This window comes from Streptomyces sp. NPDC007901 (assembly GCF_042959465.1).
Taxonomy (GTDB): domain Bacteria; phylum Actinomycetota; class Actinomycetes; order Streptomycetales; family Streptomycetaceae; genus Streptomyces.
In genome coordinates this window covers 626,669-644,310 of sequence record NZ_JBIBKW010000004.1, presented here as the reverse complement: position 1 = coordinate 644,310, position 17,642 = coordinate 626,669, and the positions used below count along the sequence as shown (strand labels likewise).

Here is a 17,642-nt window from a genome sequence, read left to right as displayed (position 1 = left end):
CGTTATTCATCACAAACGTAACTCAAAGGAGTGCGGATGCGGCCCCCTTGAGCACCAGTCCGGCACCCAGGGCCACGACCACGAGCGCCGAGGCGAGCGGGATGGTCCTGCGGACCAGGGCGGCCGTGGGGTGGGCGGTCCAGCGCGGGCGTTTGTCCATCACCCGGGTCATTCCCGTACCCAGCTTGACGACGGCGAACCCGGCGGCGGTCAGGGTGAGCGCGAGACCGACGCCGTAGGCGACCACGAGGAGCAGCCCGAACCAGGCCTGCCCGAGGGCGGCGGCGCCGACCAGGACCACGACGGCGGAGGGGCTGGGCACCAGGCCACCGGCGAAGCCGAGGAGGATCGTGCCGCGCAGGGTCGGGGCGGTGCTGTGCGTGTGCGTGAACCCGCCGTGGGAGTGGGTGTGTCCGGGGTTGTGGTCGTGGTCGTGCGTGTGCTCATGGTCATGGTCGTGCGTGTGACCGTGACCGTCACCGTGGTCGTGGGTGTGCCCGTGGTCGTGCCCGTGATCGTGGTTGTGCTCGGTCGAGTGCGCGTGGCCGTGGCCGTGGCCGTGGCCGTGTCCGTGGTCGTGCGGGTGCGCCGTGCCGACAAGGGCCAGTTGACGGTCCCCGGTCTCCGCGTGGTCGTGATCGTGGTCGTGCCCGTGGCGGTGGGCCTGCTGGGGGATCCGGTTCCGCCAGGCCCGGCGGGTCAGGTTCACGCCCGCGGCGAGGACCATGAGCCCGCTCGCGGTGCCCAGCCAGGCGATCACCGACGGCGTCGCCGCCGAGCCCGCCGTCACCAGGATGCCCAGGGCCACCACGCCCAGGGTGTGGGTGACCGTCACCGACGCGGCCAGCGGGAGGACGTCACGGAGGCGGGCGCGGCCGCCGCGGGCCGCCGCCGTCGCCGCCATCAGGGTCTTGCCGTGGCCCGGGGCGAGGGCGTGCACCGCGCCGAGGGCGATCGCGATGAACAGCGCGAGCGTGGCGAAGCCGACGGTGAGGTGGTTGCGGGCGACCAGGTCGGTGAGGGCCTGGGTCCAGCGGTCGATGCCGCGGGGGAGGATCGCGGCGCCCGGGGTGTCCTGGCGCTCGGCGGCGAGGGCCGGGCCGCCCGGCCGGACGTGTACGGCGGCCGTGGTGATGTCGGCCGGGGAGGAGAGCAGGTCCTTGGGGTAGCTGGTCAGTTCGTGCGAGACGGACGTCTTCGGCACGTCCGTCTTCGTGAGCGTCATCCGGTCGCCGCGTGCCGTGATCTCCCGCCAGCCGGGGCCGGTGGCGGTGCCCTCGCTGTGGAAGGTGAGGGTGGCCGTGGTGCTCCTGGGGAACGGCGCGGTGAAGCGGCACTCGACCCGCAGGGTGTTCAACCCGGCCTGTCCGGGGCGGAGTTCGGCGTGGCTGGCGGTGACGGTCAGCGGCGTCGCCGTGCCGTCGACGGTGAGCTTGCTGCCCCCGGCCGCGGTCGCGCAGCGCTGCTCGGCCCACTTGGCCGTGCCCAGCCGCTTCAGATCGGGCTTGGCCTGGGTCGCCGGGATCTCGGCGAGATCCTCGACGTGGTCGACGCGGAGCTGCCCGGGGGCGGCGACGAGACCGTCGTACCGGTTGACGGTGAAGTTGCCCAGCGGGTGTGCGCTCGCGGCCGCGGCCGGGAGGAGGGTGAGGGCGCAGGCCGCCGTGAGGACGGCGGCCGCGGCGGCGGGGCGGCGGAGGTTCACTTCGAGGCCTCCAGCGCCTTTCGGGCCGCGCGGGCGCCCAGCGGGGAGAAGCCGGGGTTGAGCTTGAGGGCCTTGGTGAGGGCGGCGCGGCCGGCCGCCTTCTGCCCGTCGGCCAGCTCGATGATGCCGAGGTGGTAGCTGAAGGAGGCGTTGCGGTAGCCGGTGGCGGAGGCCTGCCGGGCGTACGGCAACGCCTCCTTGTCCTTGCCGTTGACGTGCAGGGCCCAGGCCAGCGCGTCCGCCGTGTGCACGGTGTGCCGGCGGGCCCACTCGGCGCGGGCGGCCTTCAGCGCCTCGGCCTTGTCGCCGTGGTCGGCGGCGGCGAGGGCGGTGTCCAGGTCGGCGTTGACGCCGTTGGCGCGGGCGAGCGCGATCCAGGCCTCGACGAGCGCGTACTGGTCCTCGGCCTTCGCCTTGTCGCCCTTGGCGCCCCGGTCCTCGTACAGCTCACCGAGTTCGACGAGCGGCTGGGGCAGCGGATAGCGGGAGACGACCAGTTCCATGCCCTTGATGGCGTCGGCCCGGTCGCCGCTCGCCGCCTGGGCGCGGGCCCGGCCCTCCAGCGCGGGGAGGTAGTTCTCGTCGGCGGTGAGGGCGCGGGCGTAGTAGTCCAGCGCGCTCTTGTAGTCGCCCTGGTTCCAGGCGAGCAGACCGAGCTGCGCGGACACGTAGGCGATGTCGCCCTTCGAGGTGGCCGTGGACAGCGCCTGCTGCAGCACCCGCCGGGCGGTCTTCACGTCGCCCCGCAGCTCCCGGACGTACGCGTACCGCGTGAACACCGGGACGCCCGGCTTGCGCTGGTCGGCCAGGTCGGCCGCCTTCGCCGCGTCGTCGTAGCGGCCGAGCTCGACCAGGGCGTCGATACGGGAGGACAGGGCGTCCGCGCTGTACGGGTTCTGCTTGAGGGCCTGGTCCGCGTAGGTGAGCGCCTGCGCGAACTCGTGCCGGGCGGCGGCGAGCGCGGCCTCGCCGGCCAGCGCCTGGTCGTTGCCCGGGGTGATCTGCAGCGCCCGCTTCAGGGACTTCTCGGCCTGCGGGTAGCGGGACGGGTCGCCCTTGGTACGGGCCTGCTCGACATAGGCGAGCCCCAGGGTCGCCCAGCTGTCGGAGTCCTTGGGCTGGGTACGGAGATGGGCCTGGAGAGAGGCGATGCTCGCGTCGAGGCTGCCGCTCGCGAGCAGCCCGGGCGACACGGCACTGGACGAGGCCATCGGCGCCGTACCGCTGTTCCCGGACGCCCCGAAGGCGATCGCCCCGCCGGTCAACGCGATGGCCAGCAGTGCGGCGGAACCGGCGAGTTGGGCCCGGCGCCAGTTGCGTCCCGCGGCGGCGAACCGGCGCAGGGCGGTGACCCGCTCGTCGTCCTTGGCCTCTGTGGGCTGCTTCTCGTTCGTACCCGGGGCCATGCCCTCTCCTAGATAGATGCCGCATGGGGCGGCGCGGCCCGCTGCCGTGGGGGATTGGGTGGGAGCGGGCCGCGCCAGTTCGTGACGTGGGGGGATGTGGTGCGTGGGGGGAATCCGACGTCCTGCTGACGTCCTAGTACGGACGCTGCATCCGGCGCCGCCACCAGCCGAACGCCGTGCCGATCAGCAGCACACCGGCCGCGCCCGCGGCCGCCGATCCGGCGATCAGCGTCGTGTTGCTGCCACCGGAGCCGGACAGGGTGTCACCCAGCGCGCTCTTCGTGGTGCTTCCGCTGCCGGTGCCCTTGGCGAGCGCACCGCGCGAACCGGACGTCGGCTCGGCCACGTACGGGAAGTACTTCTCGAAGCTCTTGTCGTTCTTGTCGACCGCGTCGCCCAGGTCGTTCTTGGAACCGACCAGTTCGCCCTCGACGACCTGCAGCGCCTCGTCGATCACGTCGTCGGTGAGCCGACGCCCGTTCGGGAAGCCCGCGTTGTCGCCGTCCAGCACACCGAGCCGCTTCGGCTTGGCCGTCGGCTTGATGGACGTGTTCAGCCGGAGCATCTCCGACGGCGTCGCGTACGGCTGCAGCGTGTTGAGGCCCTTGACGCCCGTGAGGAACACGCTGACGAGGTCGTTGCGGGGCTCGGACGGCGCCTTGATGTTGTAGATCGCCTCGATGAGCTTCGGCAGCTCCGGATTGGTGACGTTCTTCAGGAACTGCGCGTCGTCCTTGGGCTCGGACGCGTTGAACTTGTCCTTGTCCTTCTGCGGGTTGACGACCTCGTTGACCAGCGGGTTGCCGAGGCGCGAGACCTGCGCGTAGTAGCCCTGCGCGTTCCTGCGCTGGGTCGTCGCGTAGATGCCGACGGTCGGACGGCTCTTCGACTGCCGGATCAGGTCGTTCGGCACCTGCAGGGCGATGGTGTTGACGTTGTAGCCCTTCAGGGTGTCCCGGCCGACCTCGCTGAGGTTGCCGCCGTACAGCAGGTCGAAGACGCGCAGGTCGGCGAAGAACGGGTCGTCGGCCTGGCCGGCGAAGGTGGCGCCGCCGTTGGACGTCTTGTAGATGGCCTGGGAACGCAGCTTCGCGTAGTCCGGCATCGACGCCTTGCCGACGTTCGACGGGGCCGCCGGGATGTCGCTGGCGATCCGCGTCGTGTACTGCTTCTTGCCGTTCTTGAGCTTGATCAGATCGAGGTTGTACGACTGCGTGACGTTCAGATCCGGGTCGGTCAGGTTGTCGACCACGCCCGTGTTGTAGAGGAACGTCTTCTTGTTCTTGATCTGGGTCTTGAAGGTGTAACGGAAGATCAGGTCGTCCTTCGCGTCACCGTTGTTGTCGATGTGGATGTCGTACTGGGCGTCATCCGCGAACTGGTAGAAGTTCGGGCCGCCCGCCGGCTCCTCGAAGGGGATGTAGTCCGACACGATCGTCGTCGTGTCGGACTTGTCCGGGCTCACGAACGCGTACAGGTCCGTGTTGTCGTACTGGGGGGTCCCGGAGATAAGGGGGGCTTCCCGGTGGGAGGAGGCAGCGGCCACCCCCGGTTCCAGCGCGGCGACGCTGGCGGCTGTGATCCCGCCGGTGGCCAGTGCCCCACAGATGAGAGTGACAAGGCCCTTGCGCCCCGCACCGCTCCTGGAGATTAGAGGTGTCATGCCGTCCGTCCCTCGGTCCCAACTTGCTTGACGGACGGGTATACGGAGCAGGAGGGCCGTTTGGATTGGTCGGAAGAAAAAAATCTTTTCTTCCTGCTCGACCCGCGTTTTTGCCTTCCGCTTACGTACTTCTGCCGGAGGTGCGTCCAGTTGCGAATGCAGGGTGCGGGAGGACGGGCCGGGTGCGGCCACAGAAGGGGGGACGGGGTGCAGGCGGACGAACTGCTGGTGCTCGTCGCGGGCGGTGACCAGAAGGCCTTCGAGGACCTCTACGGACTGGTGTCCGGGCCGGTGTTCGGGCTCGTCCGGCGCGTGGTCCGCGACCCCGCGCAGTCCGAGGAGGTCGCCCAGGAGGTGCTCCTCGAACTCTGGCGCTCCGCACCCAAGTTCGACCCCGGCCGGGGCAGTGCCCTCTCCTGGATCCTCACCCTCGCCCACCGCCGCGCCGTCGACCGGGTGCGCAGCGCCCGCGCGGCCGGCGAACGCGAGCAGCGCGAGGCGATCCGGGCCGGCGAACCGGCCTTCGACCAGGTCGCCGAGGAGGTCGAGGCCGGCCTGGAGCGCGAATGGGTGCGCCGCTGCCTGGACCGGCTCACCGCCCTGCAGCGCCAGTCCGTCACCCTCGCCTACTACGACGGCTACACGTACCGTGAGGTGGCCGAGCGGCTGAAGCTGCCGCTGGGTACGGTCAAGACGCGGATGCGCGACGGACTCACCCGGCTGCGCGAGTGCCTGGGAGGTGTCGCATGAGCCTGGTCGGCCGTCTGCTGCACCGCGAGGATCTGCACTCCCTGGCCGCGCCCTACGCCCTGGACGCCCTGGAGCCCGGCGAGCGGCGCCGCTTCGAGAAGCACCTCAAGGACTGCGAGAGGTGCGCCGCCGAGGTCCGGGCGCTGACCGAGGACGCGGTACGGCTCGCCTGGTCCACGGCCGCCCTGCCGCCCCTCACGATGCGCAACCGCGTGCTGGCCGCCGTACGCGCCACCCCGCAGGAGCCGGCCCCCGGCCAGGAGCGCGTCCCCAACCTCCCGCCGCACGTCTGGGGCGCCCAGCCCCCGCCGCAACGCCGCCGGCCGCGCCCCCTGTTCGTGCCGTTCGCCACCGCCACCGCGGCCGCCGCGCTGGTCGTCGCCTCGCTCTTCGCGGTGCAGGCCGACCGGACGAAGGATCAGCTCGACGCCGAGCGGGCCCAGTCGCGTGAGATCGCCCACGTTCTGGCCGCGCCCGACGCGCTCGCGACCAGTGCCAAGGATGCCGAGGGCCGAAGTATCGGAGCGGTGGCCTCCGCATCCGAGGGCCAGGCCGTCGTCACCCTCAGCGGGTACGGCACCCCGTCCGATGGCCGGGTACACCAGCTCTGGCTCATGCGCCCTCGTGTGCAACCGCGCTCCCTCGGGCTTTTCAAGGCCGACACGCCACTGATCGCCAAGGGTCTGGGCAAGTCCGCGACGTCACTCGCGGTGACTGTCGAGCCCGCCGGGGGGTCGGCGCAGCCTACCAGCCAGCCGGTTGTCCAACTCGCCCTGAAATCAGTTGGATTCGGAGAGTAATCAAACAAGCGTTGTCAACACCCTTGCGGGGAAGGTGAATCCTGTGACCGCGATACACGAGTGCCCCATCGGGGCGATAGGGTTACCCTGCCTGGGCCGGGTGGACTCGTACGGGTGGGGAGTGACATGGATCAGATAACACGCAGCAGGGCGAGGGTTCCTGCGATCACCTGCGGGAGCAGCGCGACCAGTTCGCGCCTCGACCGCCATCTGTCGGTGCTGTCGGGGCCGGCCATACCGCAGCAGCAGGCGGTCGAGGCGACGTCACTGATGCGTGAGCTGACCGCGCGTGAACCCGCGCAGCGCAGCGACCGGGGCGCACGGGTCAGCCGTGTCTCCCTCTTCGCGCCACTGCGCCGGCTGCGCCGTTCGCTGTTCGGTGGGAGCAAGCACTGAACCGACCGGCCTGACCGTCAGGTCCGCGCTCAGACAGTCACACCGTCCCGGCGCAGCGCTGCTCTCTCGGCGTCCGTCATCCCCACGGCACGCAGCAGCGCCTCGGTGTGCTGTCCGAGCGCGGGCACATCGCCCATCCGCGCCTCGTCCCCGCCCGGCAGCGTGATGGGCGGCAGCAGCGCACGCAGCGGCCCGACCGGCGACCCCACTTCCCGCCACCGCTCCCGGGCCGCCAACTGTGGATGCTCCGCCAGCTCGTGCAGATCCCGGAGCCGTGCGCACGCGATGCCCGCGGCCTCCAGCCGGGCCAGCGCCTCGTCGGTGTCCAGCGCCTTCAGCGCCCGTCCGACCAGCTCGTCGGTCCGCTCCCGGTTCGCCACCCGCGCCGGGTTCGTCGCGAACGCCGGATCCGCACCCAACTCCGGCTGCCCGATCACGCGTTCGGCCAGCCGCCGCCACTCCCGGTCGTTCTGCACCGACAGCAGCACCCGCCCGCCGTCCGCGGTCGGGTAGGCGTCGTACGGCGCGATCACCGCGTGCGCGAGGCCCGTGCGCTCGGGCGGGGTCCCGCCGTGGAGGGTGTGGTGCAGCGGATGCCCCAGCCACTCGGCGAGCGACTCCAGCATCGACACCTCCACCGGCCCGCCCCGCCCGGTGGCCCCCCGCCGCACCAGTGCCGCCAGCACGCCCGAGAAGGCGTACATGGCCGCCGCGATGTCCGCCGCGGGGATCCCGGCCTTCACCGGCTGCTCCGGCGTCCCGGTGACCGACACCAGCCCCGCCTCGCACTGCACGAGCATGTCGTACGCGCGTTTGTCGGCGTACGGCCCGGACGCGCCGTATCCGGAGATGTCCACGGCGACCAGCCGCGGGTGCGCGGCACACAGCGTGGCCGCGTCCAGGCCGAGCCGGGCGGCGGCCCCCTGCGCCAGGTTCTGCACGAAGACGTCCGCCTCCGCGACCAGCCTGCGCACGATCTCCAGCCCGCGCGGGTCCTTCAGATCCAGCGCGATGGACTCCTTGCCCCGGTTGCACCACACGAAGTGCGAGGCGAGGCCGCGGGCGGCGGAGTCGTAACCGCGCGCGAAATCACCGCCGTCGATCCGCTCGACCTTGATCACCCGGGCGCCGAGATCGGCGAGCTGCCGGGTGGCGAAGGGGGCGGCCACGGCCTGTTCGACGGCGACGACGGTGATGCCCCTCAGGGGCAGCGGGAGACGGTCCATGGGCCGGATCATGTCCCGTGAGCGGCGGGTTTGTCAGCAGCGCCCGTACCTGCGGATCGCCAGGGGCAGGAACACGGCGATCAGGAGCGCGCTCCAGGCGAGCGAGCCCGCGACCGGGTGGGCCACCGGCCAGGCCGCGCCCGCGGGGACCGGAGCGTTGCCGAAGAGCTCGCGCAGGGCCGTCGTCACCGCGCTGATCGGGTTCCACTCGGCGAGCGCGCGCAGCCAGCCCGGCAGATTGCCGGTCGGGATGTAGGCGTTCGAGAGCAACGGCAGCACGAAGGAGGAGGCGCCGAGCTGACCGGCCGCGTCCTCGCTGCGGGTGAGCAGGCCGAGGAAGATGCCGACGGTCGTGCACGCGAACCGGAAGAGCAGCAACAGGCCTACGGCACCGAGGGCCCCGGCGGCCGAGCCCTCGACGCGCCAGCCCACGGCCAGGCCCACCAGGAGCAGCGGCACGGTACCGATCGCCGTGACCACGAGATCGGCCGCCGCCTGCCCCAGGGGTACGGCGGCCCGGCTCACCGGCATGGTCCGGAAGCGGTCCGTCACGCCCCGGTGCGTGTCGGCGGCGGCCTGGAACATGCCGGTCATCACCCCGCCGGCCGCGGTCGCCACCAGCAGCCCCGGGACCAGGAAGGAGCGGTACTGCGGGCCGGGCATCGCCAGCGCGCTGCCGAAGACATAGCCGAAGAACAGCAGCATGTTGACCGGCATCAGCTGGGTGAGGACCGCGAGACCGGGGTTGTTGCGGACCCGGCGCAGCTGCCGGCCCGCCATCGCGGCACCGTCGTACGCGAGCGCGCTCATGCGGCACTTCCCGTCAGCCGCAGGAAGACGTCGTCCAGGGTCGGCGATCTGAGGCTCGCGTCGAGCAACGGCACCCCCGCCGCGTCGAGTTCCCGCACCAGGCGGGGGAGGGTGAGTGTCGGGTCCATGGTCACGGCGCCGACGGTGTTCCGCTCGTGGTCGAACCGCGGCTCGGCCCCCGTGAGCCGATCGAGGACGGCGGCGGCCTTCGGCAGCGCGTCCGGGTCGGCGACCACCGCCTCCGCGTGCCATCCGACGAGTGCCTTCAGCTCGGCGGGCGAACCGGTCCGCTCCGCGCGGCCCCGGTCGATCAGCACGATGTCGTCGGCGAGCCGGTCGGCCTCCTCCAGGTACTGCGTGGTCAGCAGCACGGTCGTGCCGTCGGCCGCCAGCTCGCGGACCGCGTCCCAGATGCGGGACCGGCTGACCGGGTCGAGGCCGGTGGTCGGCTCGTCGAGGAACAGCACCTCGGGCCGCCGGACCAGGCTCGCCGCGAGGTCGAGCCGGCGGTGCATGCCGCCCGAGTAGGTGGCCGCCCTGCGGTCGGCGGCCTCGGTGAGGCCGAAACGGTCGAGGAGCTCGGCCGCGCGGTCGTTCGGCCCGCGCACCCGGTGCAGGCGGGCGAAGAGACGCAGGTTCTCGCGCCCGGTGAGGTCGCCGTCGACGGAGGCGTACTGGCCGGTTATGGCGATGGCGCGGCGGACGGCCGCCGCGTCCCGGACCAGGTCGTGCCCCGCGACGCGGGCGGAGCCCGCGTCGGGCCGCAGGAGCGTGGTCAACACGCGTACGGCCGTCGTCTTCCCCGCCCCGTTCGGCCCGAGCAGCCCGCACACCGAGCCCTGCCGCACGGCCAGATCGAGACCGCGCAGCGCGTGCACCTCGCCGAAGCGCTTCTCCAGACCTTCACTAAGTACAGCGTACGTAGTTGTCATGGGGCGACCATAGCGCACTACGTACGGCGTACGTAACTAGCATGGTGGGCGAGGTGATGATCGATGGCAGTCCGAGGGGTCGAACCCGAGGTGATCTGGGCCCGTCCCGAGCGGGCGGGTCGGGGGCCGAAGCCGGCGTTCACCCGCGCCGACATCGCGGCGGTCGCGGTGCGGATCGCCGACGCGGAGGGGCTGGACGCCGTGTCGATGCGGCAGGTGGCGGCGGGGGTGGGGTGCGGGACGATGTCCCTGTACAACTACGTCCCCCGCAAGGAGGACCTGTACGAGTTGATGGTTGACGCGGTCAGCGCGGAACACGAACTGTGGGAGCCGACGGGGGACTGGCGGGCCGACATGGTGCGGGTGGCCGAGCAGACGCGGGCGTTGATGCGGCGGCATCCCTGGGTGCCGGCGCTCATGTCACCGGTGTACGGGTTCAGTCCTCATGCGCTGCGGTATCTGGAGCATTGCCTGGCCTGCCTGGATTCGCTGGAGGCGTCGTACGGCACGAAGTTCGAGCTCATCGCCATGCTCAACGGTGTGGTGACGACCTATGTGCGCAACGAGATCGACACGGCCGAGCGGGCTCGGAATCTGCCCTGGTCGCAGGAGCAGGAGCAGGCGGTGCGGATCGCGTATCTCGGGGGGCGGGTTGCCTCGGGGGCGTATCCGCGGATGGCGGCGGCGTTCGCGGAGGATTCGGGGCCGATCGACATGGAGGGTGTTTTCGGGCGGATGGTGGAGAGGGTTCTGGGTGGGTTCGCGCCGTCGTAGCCTCATGGTGGGTGGGGGCTGGTCGCGTCCACGCGGCGGAGCCGCGCATTGATACAGCCCCGCGCCCCCGAGTGGGTCACATCAGCGTCAGTTGACCGGCTGGGCCTTCTTCGGTGTGTTCCAGGACGGACGCTGGTTTGCGGGACGTGTCCGGAGGCGGGAGTACGCCCGCTGTTGTCAGGTCCTTCGCTGTGATCTGTGACTTGATCTCCAAGTCGGCCTGCTGGGAACGCACTTCCGCCAGCAGGGCCAGGACCGTGATCAGTTCCAGGAGTTCGGAGGTCCATGACTGGGACCAGGCCGGAGGGGTGATCGCCGCCAGGGTGCCCGGTTCCGCGGTCTCCGCGGTTCGTGCCGTGAACCACGCCTCCAGAACCCGTACTTCACCCGTCCTGAAGTCCCAGGCCTCCGGGGGTACCGGGGAGATGCGGCCCTCGTCGAGGTGCAGGGTCTCCTCCTCCGGGTCGTAGAGGAGCGTGAGGGGGCGGGAGGGGAGGGGGGCCCGGACGTAGGGGCGGCGGCCGCCGGGGAGTTTGGGGCGGTCGCCGACGCGGCGGAGCAGCCACAGGGACCGGCGGCCCAGTTCCACGCCCCGGGTCCAGAGGGCGGGGTCCGCGGTGAGCGGGACGGTGCGGTCGGCGCGGATCGTCGCCAGGGTCCAGGCCAGCAGGTCCGGGGGTGTGAGCGGCAGGTCCAGGCGGTCTGCCAGGTGCCGCAGGAGGCCCGGGGCCAGGTTCGGCTCGGCGGCGCCCGGGCGGCGGTACAGGGGGCGGATGCGGCCCGCCCGCAGGGTGGGCGGCAGGGAGGTCGCGAGGAGCGGCATGCCCTCCGGCGACTCCACCGTGAAGATCTGGTGGTCGTCCGCCACCCGCCACAGCTCCGGGCGGGCCGCGTCGATGAGGCGGTGGTCCGGGATCAGCCACTGTTCGTCGAAGGGGGCGGCCAGCACGCGGACCGGGTCCGGGCAGGGGCCCGACGCGGTGGCGAGCGGCTCGGTGCCGCCGGCCCGGCCGGGGAGCTGGGCCACCGCCGAATGCGCGGTGCGGGCGCGTGTCGGCCCGAACAGGGTCTCGCGGTCCGGGCCCTCGGCCTTGAGCAGGGCGTCCCAGCGGGCCTTGAGGGTCGCCGGGTCGGGGGCCGTCGGCCACCCCCGGCCGAGCCGTAGTGGTGCGACGGACCACGGCATGAGGTCCGCCAGCAGCGGAGCGTCGTCGTGCGTCACGCCCGGCATCGTACGACGACTTCAGGTGGCGTCGAGGGTGACCGTGAAGGAGAAACGGTCGCCGCGGTAGTGGATGACCGCAAGGTCCAGGACCCGGCCGGCGGTGTCGTAGGTGACGCCCGTGTAGTGCAGGATCGGGCTGAGGAGGGGGACTTGGAGCAGCCGGGCGGTCTCCGGATCGGCCAGCCGGGCCTCCACCGTGTCCGTGATGCGGCTGATGTCCGCGCGGACGACGTCCCGGAGCACCTTGGTCATCGGCCAGCGGGCCAGGTCCTCCGGGTCGATGCGGTCGGCCAGTTCGGGGCGGACGTGGTTGCGGGCGTGGTTGGTCGGCTCGCCCGTCTGCTCGTCGCTGCGCAGGCGGTGGTACGTCGCCACCTCCGCGAGATCCGGGAAGTACTCGGTGAGTTCGCCGGTCACGGGGACCGTGCCGTGGTCGAGCAGTTCCGCGGTCATGCCCGACTGCTGGGCCACGATGGCGTCCACCGAGCCGAGCAGCCGGACCGGGGTGCCCCGGCGGGCGTCCGGCTCGATGAAGGTGCCCCGGCGGCGGTGCCGGCTGATCAGACCCTCGTCCTCCAGCTCCTTCAGCGCCTGCCGCATGGTCAGCACGCTCACGCCGTAGTGCTCCGCGAGCTGTTCCTCGGTGGGCAGCCGGAGGGGGTCCCGGGGCGAGCGGCCGAGTATCGAGGCGCGCAGCGACTGCGAGACCTGGTACCAGAGCGGCAGCTTGCGGTTGAGGACGATCGAGTCCGGGGCGAAGGAGGTCACGGGCCATCCGTACCGTCGGGGGATCTTCAGTGCAAGGGGCGGAAGTGGCGTTCCAGGCCCTGCCAGACGTCGTCGTAGCGCTGCTGGAGGTGTTCGGCGGTCGCCGCCTGCGGGGTGAGCGTCACCGGCCACCGGGTCTCGAACATGAACGCCAGGCCGTCGTCCACCTTCTGGGGCTGCAGCTCGGCCGCGCTCGCCCGGTCGAACGTCTCCCGGTCGGGACCGTGCGCCGACATCATGTTGTGCAGCGAGCCGCCGCCCGGGACGAAGCCCTCCGCCTTCGCGTCGTACGCCCCCTCGACCAGCCCCATGTACTCGCTCATCACGTTCCGGTGGAAGTACGGCGGCCGGAAGGTGTTCTCGCCCACCAGCCAGCGCGGTGCGAAGACCACGAAGTCGACACCGGCCAGGCCCGGGGTGTCGGAGGGGGACGTCAGCACGGTGAAGATCGACGGGTCGGGGTGGTCGTACGAGATGGTGCCGATCACATTGAAACGGCGGAGGTCGTAGACGTAGGGCACATGTGTGCCGTGCCAGGCGACCACGTCGAGCGGGGAGTGGTCGTATGTGGCGGTCCACAGGTTGCCGCAGAACTTGCTGACCACCTCCACCGGGCCCTCGACGTCCTCGTAGGCGGCGACGGGGGCGCGGAAATCCCGGGCGTTGGCGAGGCCGTTGGCGCCGATCGGGCCCAGCTCGGGGAGGTGGAAGGGCGCGCCGTAGTTCTCGCACACATAGCCGCGGGCCGAGGCATCCAGCAGCTCCACACGGAAGCGGACCCCACGGGGGATCAGCGCCACGTGTCCCGGCGCCACATGCAGCAGCCCGAACTCCGTGCGCAGCAGCAGCCCGCCGCGCTCCGGGACGATCAGCAGCTCGCCGTCCGCGTCGGAGAACACCCGTTCCATGGAGGCGTTGGCGTGGTAGAGGTGTACGGCCATGCCGGTGCGCTGGGTCGCGTCGCCGTTGCCGCCCAGGGTCCACAGGCCCGCGAGGAAGTCCGTGCCGGGCGCCGGCTCCGGGAGCGGGTTCCAGCGGAGCCGGTTCGGGTCCGGGGCGATGTCCGCGAACGGGGCGGTGCGCACCGCCCCGTTGCCGGCGGCGCGGGTGAACGCCGGGTGGGCCGCCGAGGGGTGGATCCGGTACAGCCAGGAGCGGCGGTTGTGGGCCCGCGGCTCGGTGAAGGCCGTACCGCTGAGCTGCTCCGCGTACAGGCCGAGGGGAGCGCGCTGCGGGGAGTTGCGGCCCTCGGGCAGGGCGCCCGGCACCGCCTCCGAGGAGTGCTCGTTGCCGAACCCGGAGAGGTACGTCAGTCCCTCCGCGGTCTTCCGCGCGTCCTCACGCTCGAACACGCCCGCGCGGGAGGTGCCCCCATCGCTCATGATCGCTCCCTGAGCCCGTGGATCCGATTCCTATGGAACACCGTAGGATTCGGCGCGGGGGGCTGCAAGAGGACGGGGATCATCCCTGCGGGGTAGGGCGAGAACCCGACCTGAGGGGGATTCGGTCCAGGCCGGTGCTGCTCTACGCTCCCGGGCATGTCGTGGACGCGTGGACTGCCGGGTGCGCTCGCGGTCTGCGTGCTGCTGCTGGTCGCGGCGGCGGGGTGCGGGACCGGGGAGGCGCACGAGCGGCGGGATCCGGGGTCGCCCTCACCGGTGGGCAAGATCCTCGACGACACGGACGAGGGCGGCCGCCACTACCGGGAGATCGACAAGAATCAGGCGCCCGAGGTGGACACGGTGGTCACCCCCGACCGCACCGGCGGCTGGGACATACGGCTCGACGTGCACCGCTTCCGGTTCTCCCCGCCCGGTACCCCGGCGAAGGCGGTCGCCGGGCGCGGCCTCGCCTACCTCTTCGTGGACGGTGACCTGGTGACCCGGCTGCGCACCCCCGCCCACCACCTCCCCGCCCGGCTGGTCCCGCACGGCACCCACCACATCACCGCCCGGCTCTACGCGGACGACGGCACGGTGTGGGCCGTGCACGGCAAACCGGTCGAGAGCACGGCGGACGTCACGGCCTCCGGCGCGGAGACGGCGAAACCGACCGCTACCGGTACGACCGGGGCGGCCACCGGATGAGTGCATGGGCCATCCGTCCACGTACTGGGGGGCGAGGTTCACCTGACCCCTGCGGAAAGGCATCATGAAGCCCGTGCCCCCAGCGACCTCGCTCCGCAAAGCGCCCGTACAGCGCCGCAGCGCCGAACGACTGACCAGGATTCTCGACGCCTGCGCCGACCTCCTCGACGAGGTCGGCTACGACGAGCTGAGCACCCGGGCCGTCGCGGTGCGCGCCGGGGTGCCCATCGGCTCGGTCTACCGCTTCTTCGGCAACAAGCGGCAGATGGCCGACGCCCTGGCCCAGCGCAATCTGGATCGCTACACCGAGCAGGTCACCGAGCGCCTGAAGGAGGCGCCGAAGGGCGACTGGCGGGCGGCGATGGACGCGGTGCTCGACGAGTACCTCGCCATGAAGCGCACCGCCCCCGGCTTCTCGCTCGTCGACTTCGGCAACCAGATCCCGGTCGGCGCCCGCCACTCCGAACCCAACCACCGAGTCGCCGACCGCCTCACCGACCTGCTCTCCCACTACATCGGCCGCGCCCCCGACGAAGACCTGCGCCGCACCTTCCTCGTCGCCGTGGAAACCGCCGACACCCTGGTCCACCTCTCCTTCCGGGTGGACCCGGAGGGCGACGAGGCGATCATCACGGAGACCCGGGAGCTGCTGCGGGCGTATCTGGCGCGGGTGCTGGACTGACGCGCCGGGCGGCGCGCGTCCGGCGTCGCGCGTCCGGTGGGAACACGCTGATTTCCGACCTCATCCCCGGAAGGGGCTCCCCCCTCGACATACCGATCGGTATGCTCGCCGCGAGTTCCACGACTTCCGGGAGGCCCTTCATGTCCCGCACCGCCCTCCGCATCTGCCCCCTCTGCGAAGCAACCTGCGGGCTGACCCTCACCATCGAGGGCACCCGTGTCACCGGCGCCCGCGGTGACCGCGAGGACGTCTTCAGCAAGGGGTTCATCTGCCCGAAGGGCGCCTCCTTCGGTGCCGTGGACGGTGACCCGGACCGGCTGCGCACCCCCCTCGTGCGGAAGGACGGCGAGCTGCGGGAGGCCACCTGGGCGGAGGCCTTCGACGCGGTGGCCGCCGGGGTGCGGGGGGTCGTGGAACGGTACGGCGCGAACTCCGTCGGTGTCGTCCTCGGCAACCCCAACGTCCACACCATGGCCGGCGCCCTCTATCCGCAGGTGCTGCTCGGCGCCCTCGGCACCCGCAGCGTCTTCACCGCGTCCACGGTCGACCAGATGCCCAAGCACGTCTCCAGCGGACTGCTCTTCGGCGACGCCAACGCGATACCGGTGCCGGACCTGGACCGCACCGACCACCTGCTCCTCATCGGCGCCAACCCCCTGGAGTCCAACGGGAGTCTGTGCACCGCCCCCGACTTCCCCGGCAAGCTCAAGGCGCTCAGGGCCCGCGGCGGCACCCTCACCGTCATCGACCCGCGCCGCACCCGCACCGCCAAGCTCGCCGACCGGCACATCGCCATCCGGCCCGGCGCCGACGCCCTGTTGCTCGCCGCGATGGCCCAGGTCCTCTTCGAGGAGGGCCTGGTGGACCTCGGCCACCTCGCCCCGCATGTCGAGGGCCTTGCCGAACTCCGCGCCGAGCTGGGGGACTTCACGCCGGACGCGGTGGCCCACGCCACGGACGTCGACGCCGGGACCATCCGCGCCCTCGCCCGCGAACTCGCCGCCGCCCCGACCGCCGCCGTCTACGGCCGGATCGGCAGCTGCACCGTCCCGCACGGCACCCTCGCCAGCTGGCTGGTCGACGTCCTCAACGTCCTCACCGGCAACCTCGACCGGCCCGGCGGTGCCCTCTTCCCGCAGGCCGCCACCGACCGGACCCCGCGCCCGGCCGGCCCCGGCCGCGGCTTCGCGCTCGGGCGCTGGCACTCCCGGGTCGGCCGGCACCCGGAGGCGAAGGGCGAGCTGCCGCTCTCCGCGCTCGCCGAGGAGATCGACACCGCGACGGCCGAGGGCGAGCCGATCCGGGCCCTCATCGCCATCGCCACCAACCCCGTGCTCTCCGCGCCGGACGGCGACCGCCTCGACAAGGCCCTGGACTCCCTCGACTTCATGGTCAGCGTCGACCCCTACCTCAACGAGACCGCCCGCCACGCCGACGTCGTACTGCCCCCGCCGCCGCCCTCGCAGAGCCCGCACCACGACTTCGCCTTCAACACCCTCGCCGTGCGCAACCAGGTCCGCTACAACCGCCCCGCCGTCCCGCTGGAGCCCGGCCGGATGGCGGAGACCGAGATCCTGGCCCGGCTGGTGCTGGCGGCCGGCGGGATGCACGGCGCCGAACCGTCCGCCGTCGACGACATGGTCATCGGACAGACCCTCGGGAAGGCGGTCCAGGAGACCCACTCGCCGGTGCACGGCCGGGACCCGAAGGAGCTCGCCGGCCTGCTGACCGGTGACACCGGGCCCGAGCGCCGGCTCGACCTGATGCTGCGCCTCGGCCCCTACGGCGACGGCTTCGGCTCGCGGCCCGACGGGCTCACCCTGGAGCGGCTGCTCGCCCACCCGCACGGCATCGACCTCGGACCCCTCCGGTCCCGCCTCCCGCAGCCGCTGAAGACCCGGAGCGGCAAGGTCGAACTGCTGCCCCGGCCGATCGCCGACGACCTGCCCCGGCTCCGCGCGGCCCTCGACACCAGCCCCGCCGCACTGGTCCTGGTCGGCCGCCGCCACCTGCGCTCCAACAACAGCTGGATGCACAACGTGCCCGCCCTCACCGGCGGCACCAACCGCTGCACCCTGCACATCCACCCCGAGGACGCCGAACGGCTCGGCGTGCGCGACGGCGCCGACGTCCGCGTCAAGGGCGCCGGGGGAGAGGTGGTCACCCCCGCCGAGGTCACCGACGGCGTCCGGCCCGGCGTCGTCAGCCTCCCGCACGGCTGGGGCCACGACCGCCCCGGCACCCGCCTCAGCCACGCCGCCACCGCCCCCGGCGTCAACGTCAACCAGCTCCTCGACGGCACCCTGCTCGATCCGCTGTCCGGCAACGCCGTCCTCAACGGCATCCCCATCGAGGTGACCGCAACCCCGTGACCTGGAGTTTTGCGCTTATTGCTCGCGTGTCAACGTCTTGTTAACG

16 protein-coding genes are annotated in these 17,642 nt (G+C 72.0%); 7 read left to right on the top strand and 9 right to left on the bottom strand.

All coding sequences use genetic code 11. The features are described from left to right. Positions 1-22: 22 nt before the first annotated feature. From ACFZDK_RS17545 to ACFZDK_RS17535, 3 genes are all read right to left on the bottom strand, one after another. Positions 23-1,705 carry a sulfite exporter TauE/SafE family protein gene (locus tag ACFZDK_RS17545; protein WP_390973349.1) on the bottom strand — a complete coding sequence of 561 codons (1,683 nt, stop codon included), beginning with the start codon at positions 1,703-1,705 and terminating at the stop codon, positions 23-25. Further along, positions 1,702-3,111 carry a tetratricopeptide repeat protein gene (locus ACFZDK_RS17540; RefSeq protein WP_390973347.1) on the bottom strand — a complete coding sequence of 470 codons (1,410 nt, stop codon included), beginning with the start codon at positions 3,109-3,111 and terminating at the stop codon, positions 1,702-1,704. Before ACFZDK_RS17540 ends, ACFZDK_RS17545 begins: the two co-directional genes overlap by 4 nt. Positions 3,112-3,244: 133 nt before the next feature. Beyond that, positions 3,245-4,774 carry a DUF4331 family protein gene (locus tag ACFZDK_RS17535; RefSeq protein WP_390973345.1) on the bottom strand — a complete coding sequence of 510 codons (1,530 nt, stop codon included), beginning with the start codon at positions 4,772-4,774 and terminating at the stop codon, positions 3,245-3,247. A 207-nt stretch (positions 4,775-4,981) separates the two neighbouring features. On the opposite strand from ACFZDK_RS17535, the gene ACFZDK_RS17530 reads away from it, so the two are divergent. The 3 genes from ACFZDK_RS17530 (at position 4,982) to ACFZDK_RS17520 (ending at position 6,720) form a co-directional block, all read left to right on the top strand. Continuing rightward, entirely contained in the window at positions 4,982-5,524 is a 543-nt protein-coding gene (locus tag ACFZDK_RS17530) for an ECF RNA polymerase sigma factor SigK (RefSeq protein ID WP_390973343.1), read from the top strand. Then, positions 5,521-6,324 carry an anti-sigma factor domain-containing protein gene (locus ACFZDK_RS17525; protein ID WP_390973341.1) on the top strand — a complete coding sequence of 268 codons (804 nt, stop codon included), beginning with the start codon at positions 5,521-5,523 and terminating at the stop codon, positions 6,322-6,324. The genes ACFZDK_RS17530 and ACFZDK_RS17525 overlap by 4 nt, the downstream gene beginning before the upstream one ends. Before the next feature lie 126 nt (positions 6,325-6,450). Next, complete coding sequence (locus ACFZDK_RS17520) at positions 6,451-6,720, top strand: hypothetical protein (protein WP_359208981.1); 270 nt, start codon at positions 6,451-6,453, stop codon at positions 6,718-6,720. 29 nt (positions 6,721-6,749) lie between these two features. Here ACFZDK_RS17520 and ACFZDK_RS17515 read toward each other — a convergent pair whose 3' ends face one another. From ACFZDK_RS17515 to ACFZDK_RS17505, 3 genes are read right to left on the bottom strand one after another with little or no spacing between them, the layout of a single operon-like run. Continuing rightward, the gene (locus ACFZDK_RS17515) at positions 6,750-7,946 is read right to left on the bottom strand and encodes a CoA transferase (RefSeq protein WP_390973340.1); all 1,197 of its coding nucleotides are present in this window, start codon (positions 7,944-7,946) and stop codon (positions 6,750-6,752) included. 33 nt (positions 7,947-7,979) lie between these two features. After that, positions 7,980-8,756: an ABC transporter permease gene (locus tag ACFZDK_RS17510; protein ID WP_390973338.1), complete on the bottom strand. Its 777-nt coding sequence runs from the start codon at positions 8,754-8,756 to the stop codon at positions 7,980-7,982. Beyond that, positions 8,753-9,688, bottom strand: a complete 936-nt coding sequence (locus ACFZDK_RS17505; RefSeq protein WP_390973336.1) for an ATP-binding cassette domain-containing protein — start codon at positions 9,686-9,688, stop codon at positions 8,753-8,755. Before ACFZDK_RS17505 ends, ACFZDK_RS17510 begins: the two co-directional genes overlap by 4 nt. A 63-nt stretch (positions 9,689-9,751) precedes the next feature. Here ACFZDK_RS17505 and ACFZDK_RS17500 point away from each other — a divergent pair, with 63 nt between their 5' ends. Beyond that, positions 9,752-10,462 carry a TetR/AcrR family transcriptional regulator C-terminal domain-containing protein gene (locus ACFZDK_RS17500; protein ID WP_390973334.1) on the top strand — a complete coding sequence of 237 codons (711 nt, stop codon included), beginning with the start codon at positions 9,752-9,754 and terminating at the stop codon, positions 10,460-10,462. Between the two features lie 76 nt (positions 10,463-10,538). Here ACFZDK_RS17500 and ACFZDK_RS17495 read toward each other — a convergent pair whose 3' ends face one another. From ACFZDK_RS17495 to hmgA, 3 genes are read right to left on the bottom strand one after another with little or no spacing between them, the layout of a single operon-like run. Next, positions 10,539-11,693 carry a type ISP restriction/modification enzyme gene (locus tag ACFZDK_RS17495; protein WP_390973333.1) on the bottom strand — a complete coding sequence of 385 codons (1,155 nt, stop codon included), beginning with the start codon at positions 11,691-11,693 and terminating at the stop codon, positions 10,539-10,541. A gap of 12 nt (positions 11,694-11,705) precedes the next feature. Beyond that, positions 11,706-12,455, bottom strand: a complete 750-nt coding sequence (locus ACFZDK_RS17490) for a UTRA domain-containing protein (RefSeq protein WP_390973331.1) — start codon at positions 12,453-12,455, stop codon at positions 11,706-11,708. Between the two features lie 26 nt (positions 12,456-12,481). Next, positions 12,482-13,837 (bottom strand): homogentisate 1,2-dioxygenase, encoded by a 1,356-nt coding sequence (gene hmgA, locus ACFZDK_RS17485; RefSeq protein ID WP_390973330.1) that lies wholly within the window; start codon positions 13,835-13,837, stop codon positions 12,482-12,484. Positions 13,838-13,993: 156 nt separating this feature from the next. Between hmgA and ACFZDK_RS17480 the strand changes: the two genes are divergently transcribed. The 3 genes from ACFZDK_RS17480 (at position 13,994) to ACFZDK_RS17470 (ending at position 17,596) form a co-directional block, all read left to right on the top strand. Continuing rightward, entirely contained in the window at positions 13,994-14,542 is a 549-nt protein-coding gene (locus ACFZDK_RS17480; RefSeq protein ID WP_390973328.1) for a hypothetical protein, read from the top strand. 64 nt (positions 14,543-14,606) lie between these two features. Further along, positions 14,607-15,224 carry a TetR family transcriptional regulator gene (locus tag ACFZDK_RS17475; protein WP_390973326.1) on the top strand — a complete coding sequence of 206 codons (618 nt, stop codon included), beginning with the start codon at positions 14,607-14,609 and terminating at the stop codon, positions 15,222-15,224. Positions 15,225-15,364: 140 nt separating this feature from the next. Beyond that, entirely contained in the window at positions 15,365-17,596 is a 2,232-nt protein-coding gene (locus ACFZDK_RS17470) for a molybdopterin-dependent oxidoreductase (protein WP_390973324.1), read from the top strand. The last annotated feature ends 46 nt before the right edge of the window (positions 17,597-17,642 follow it).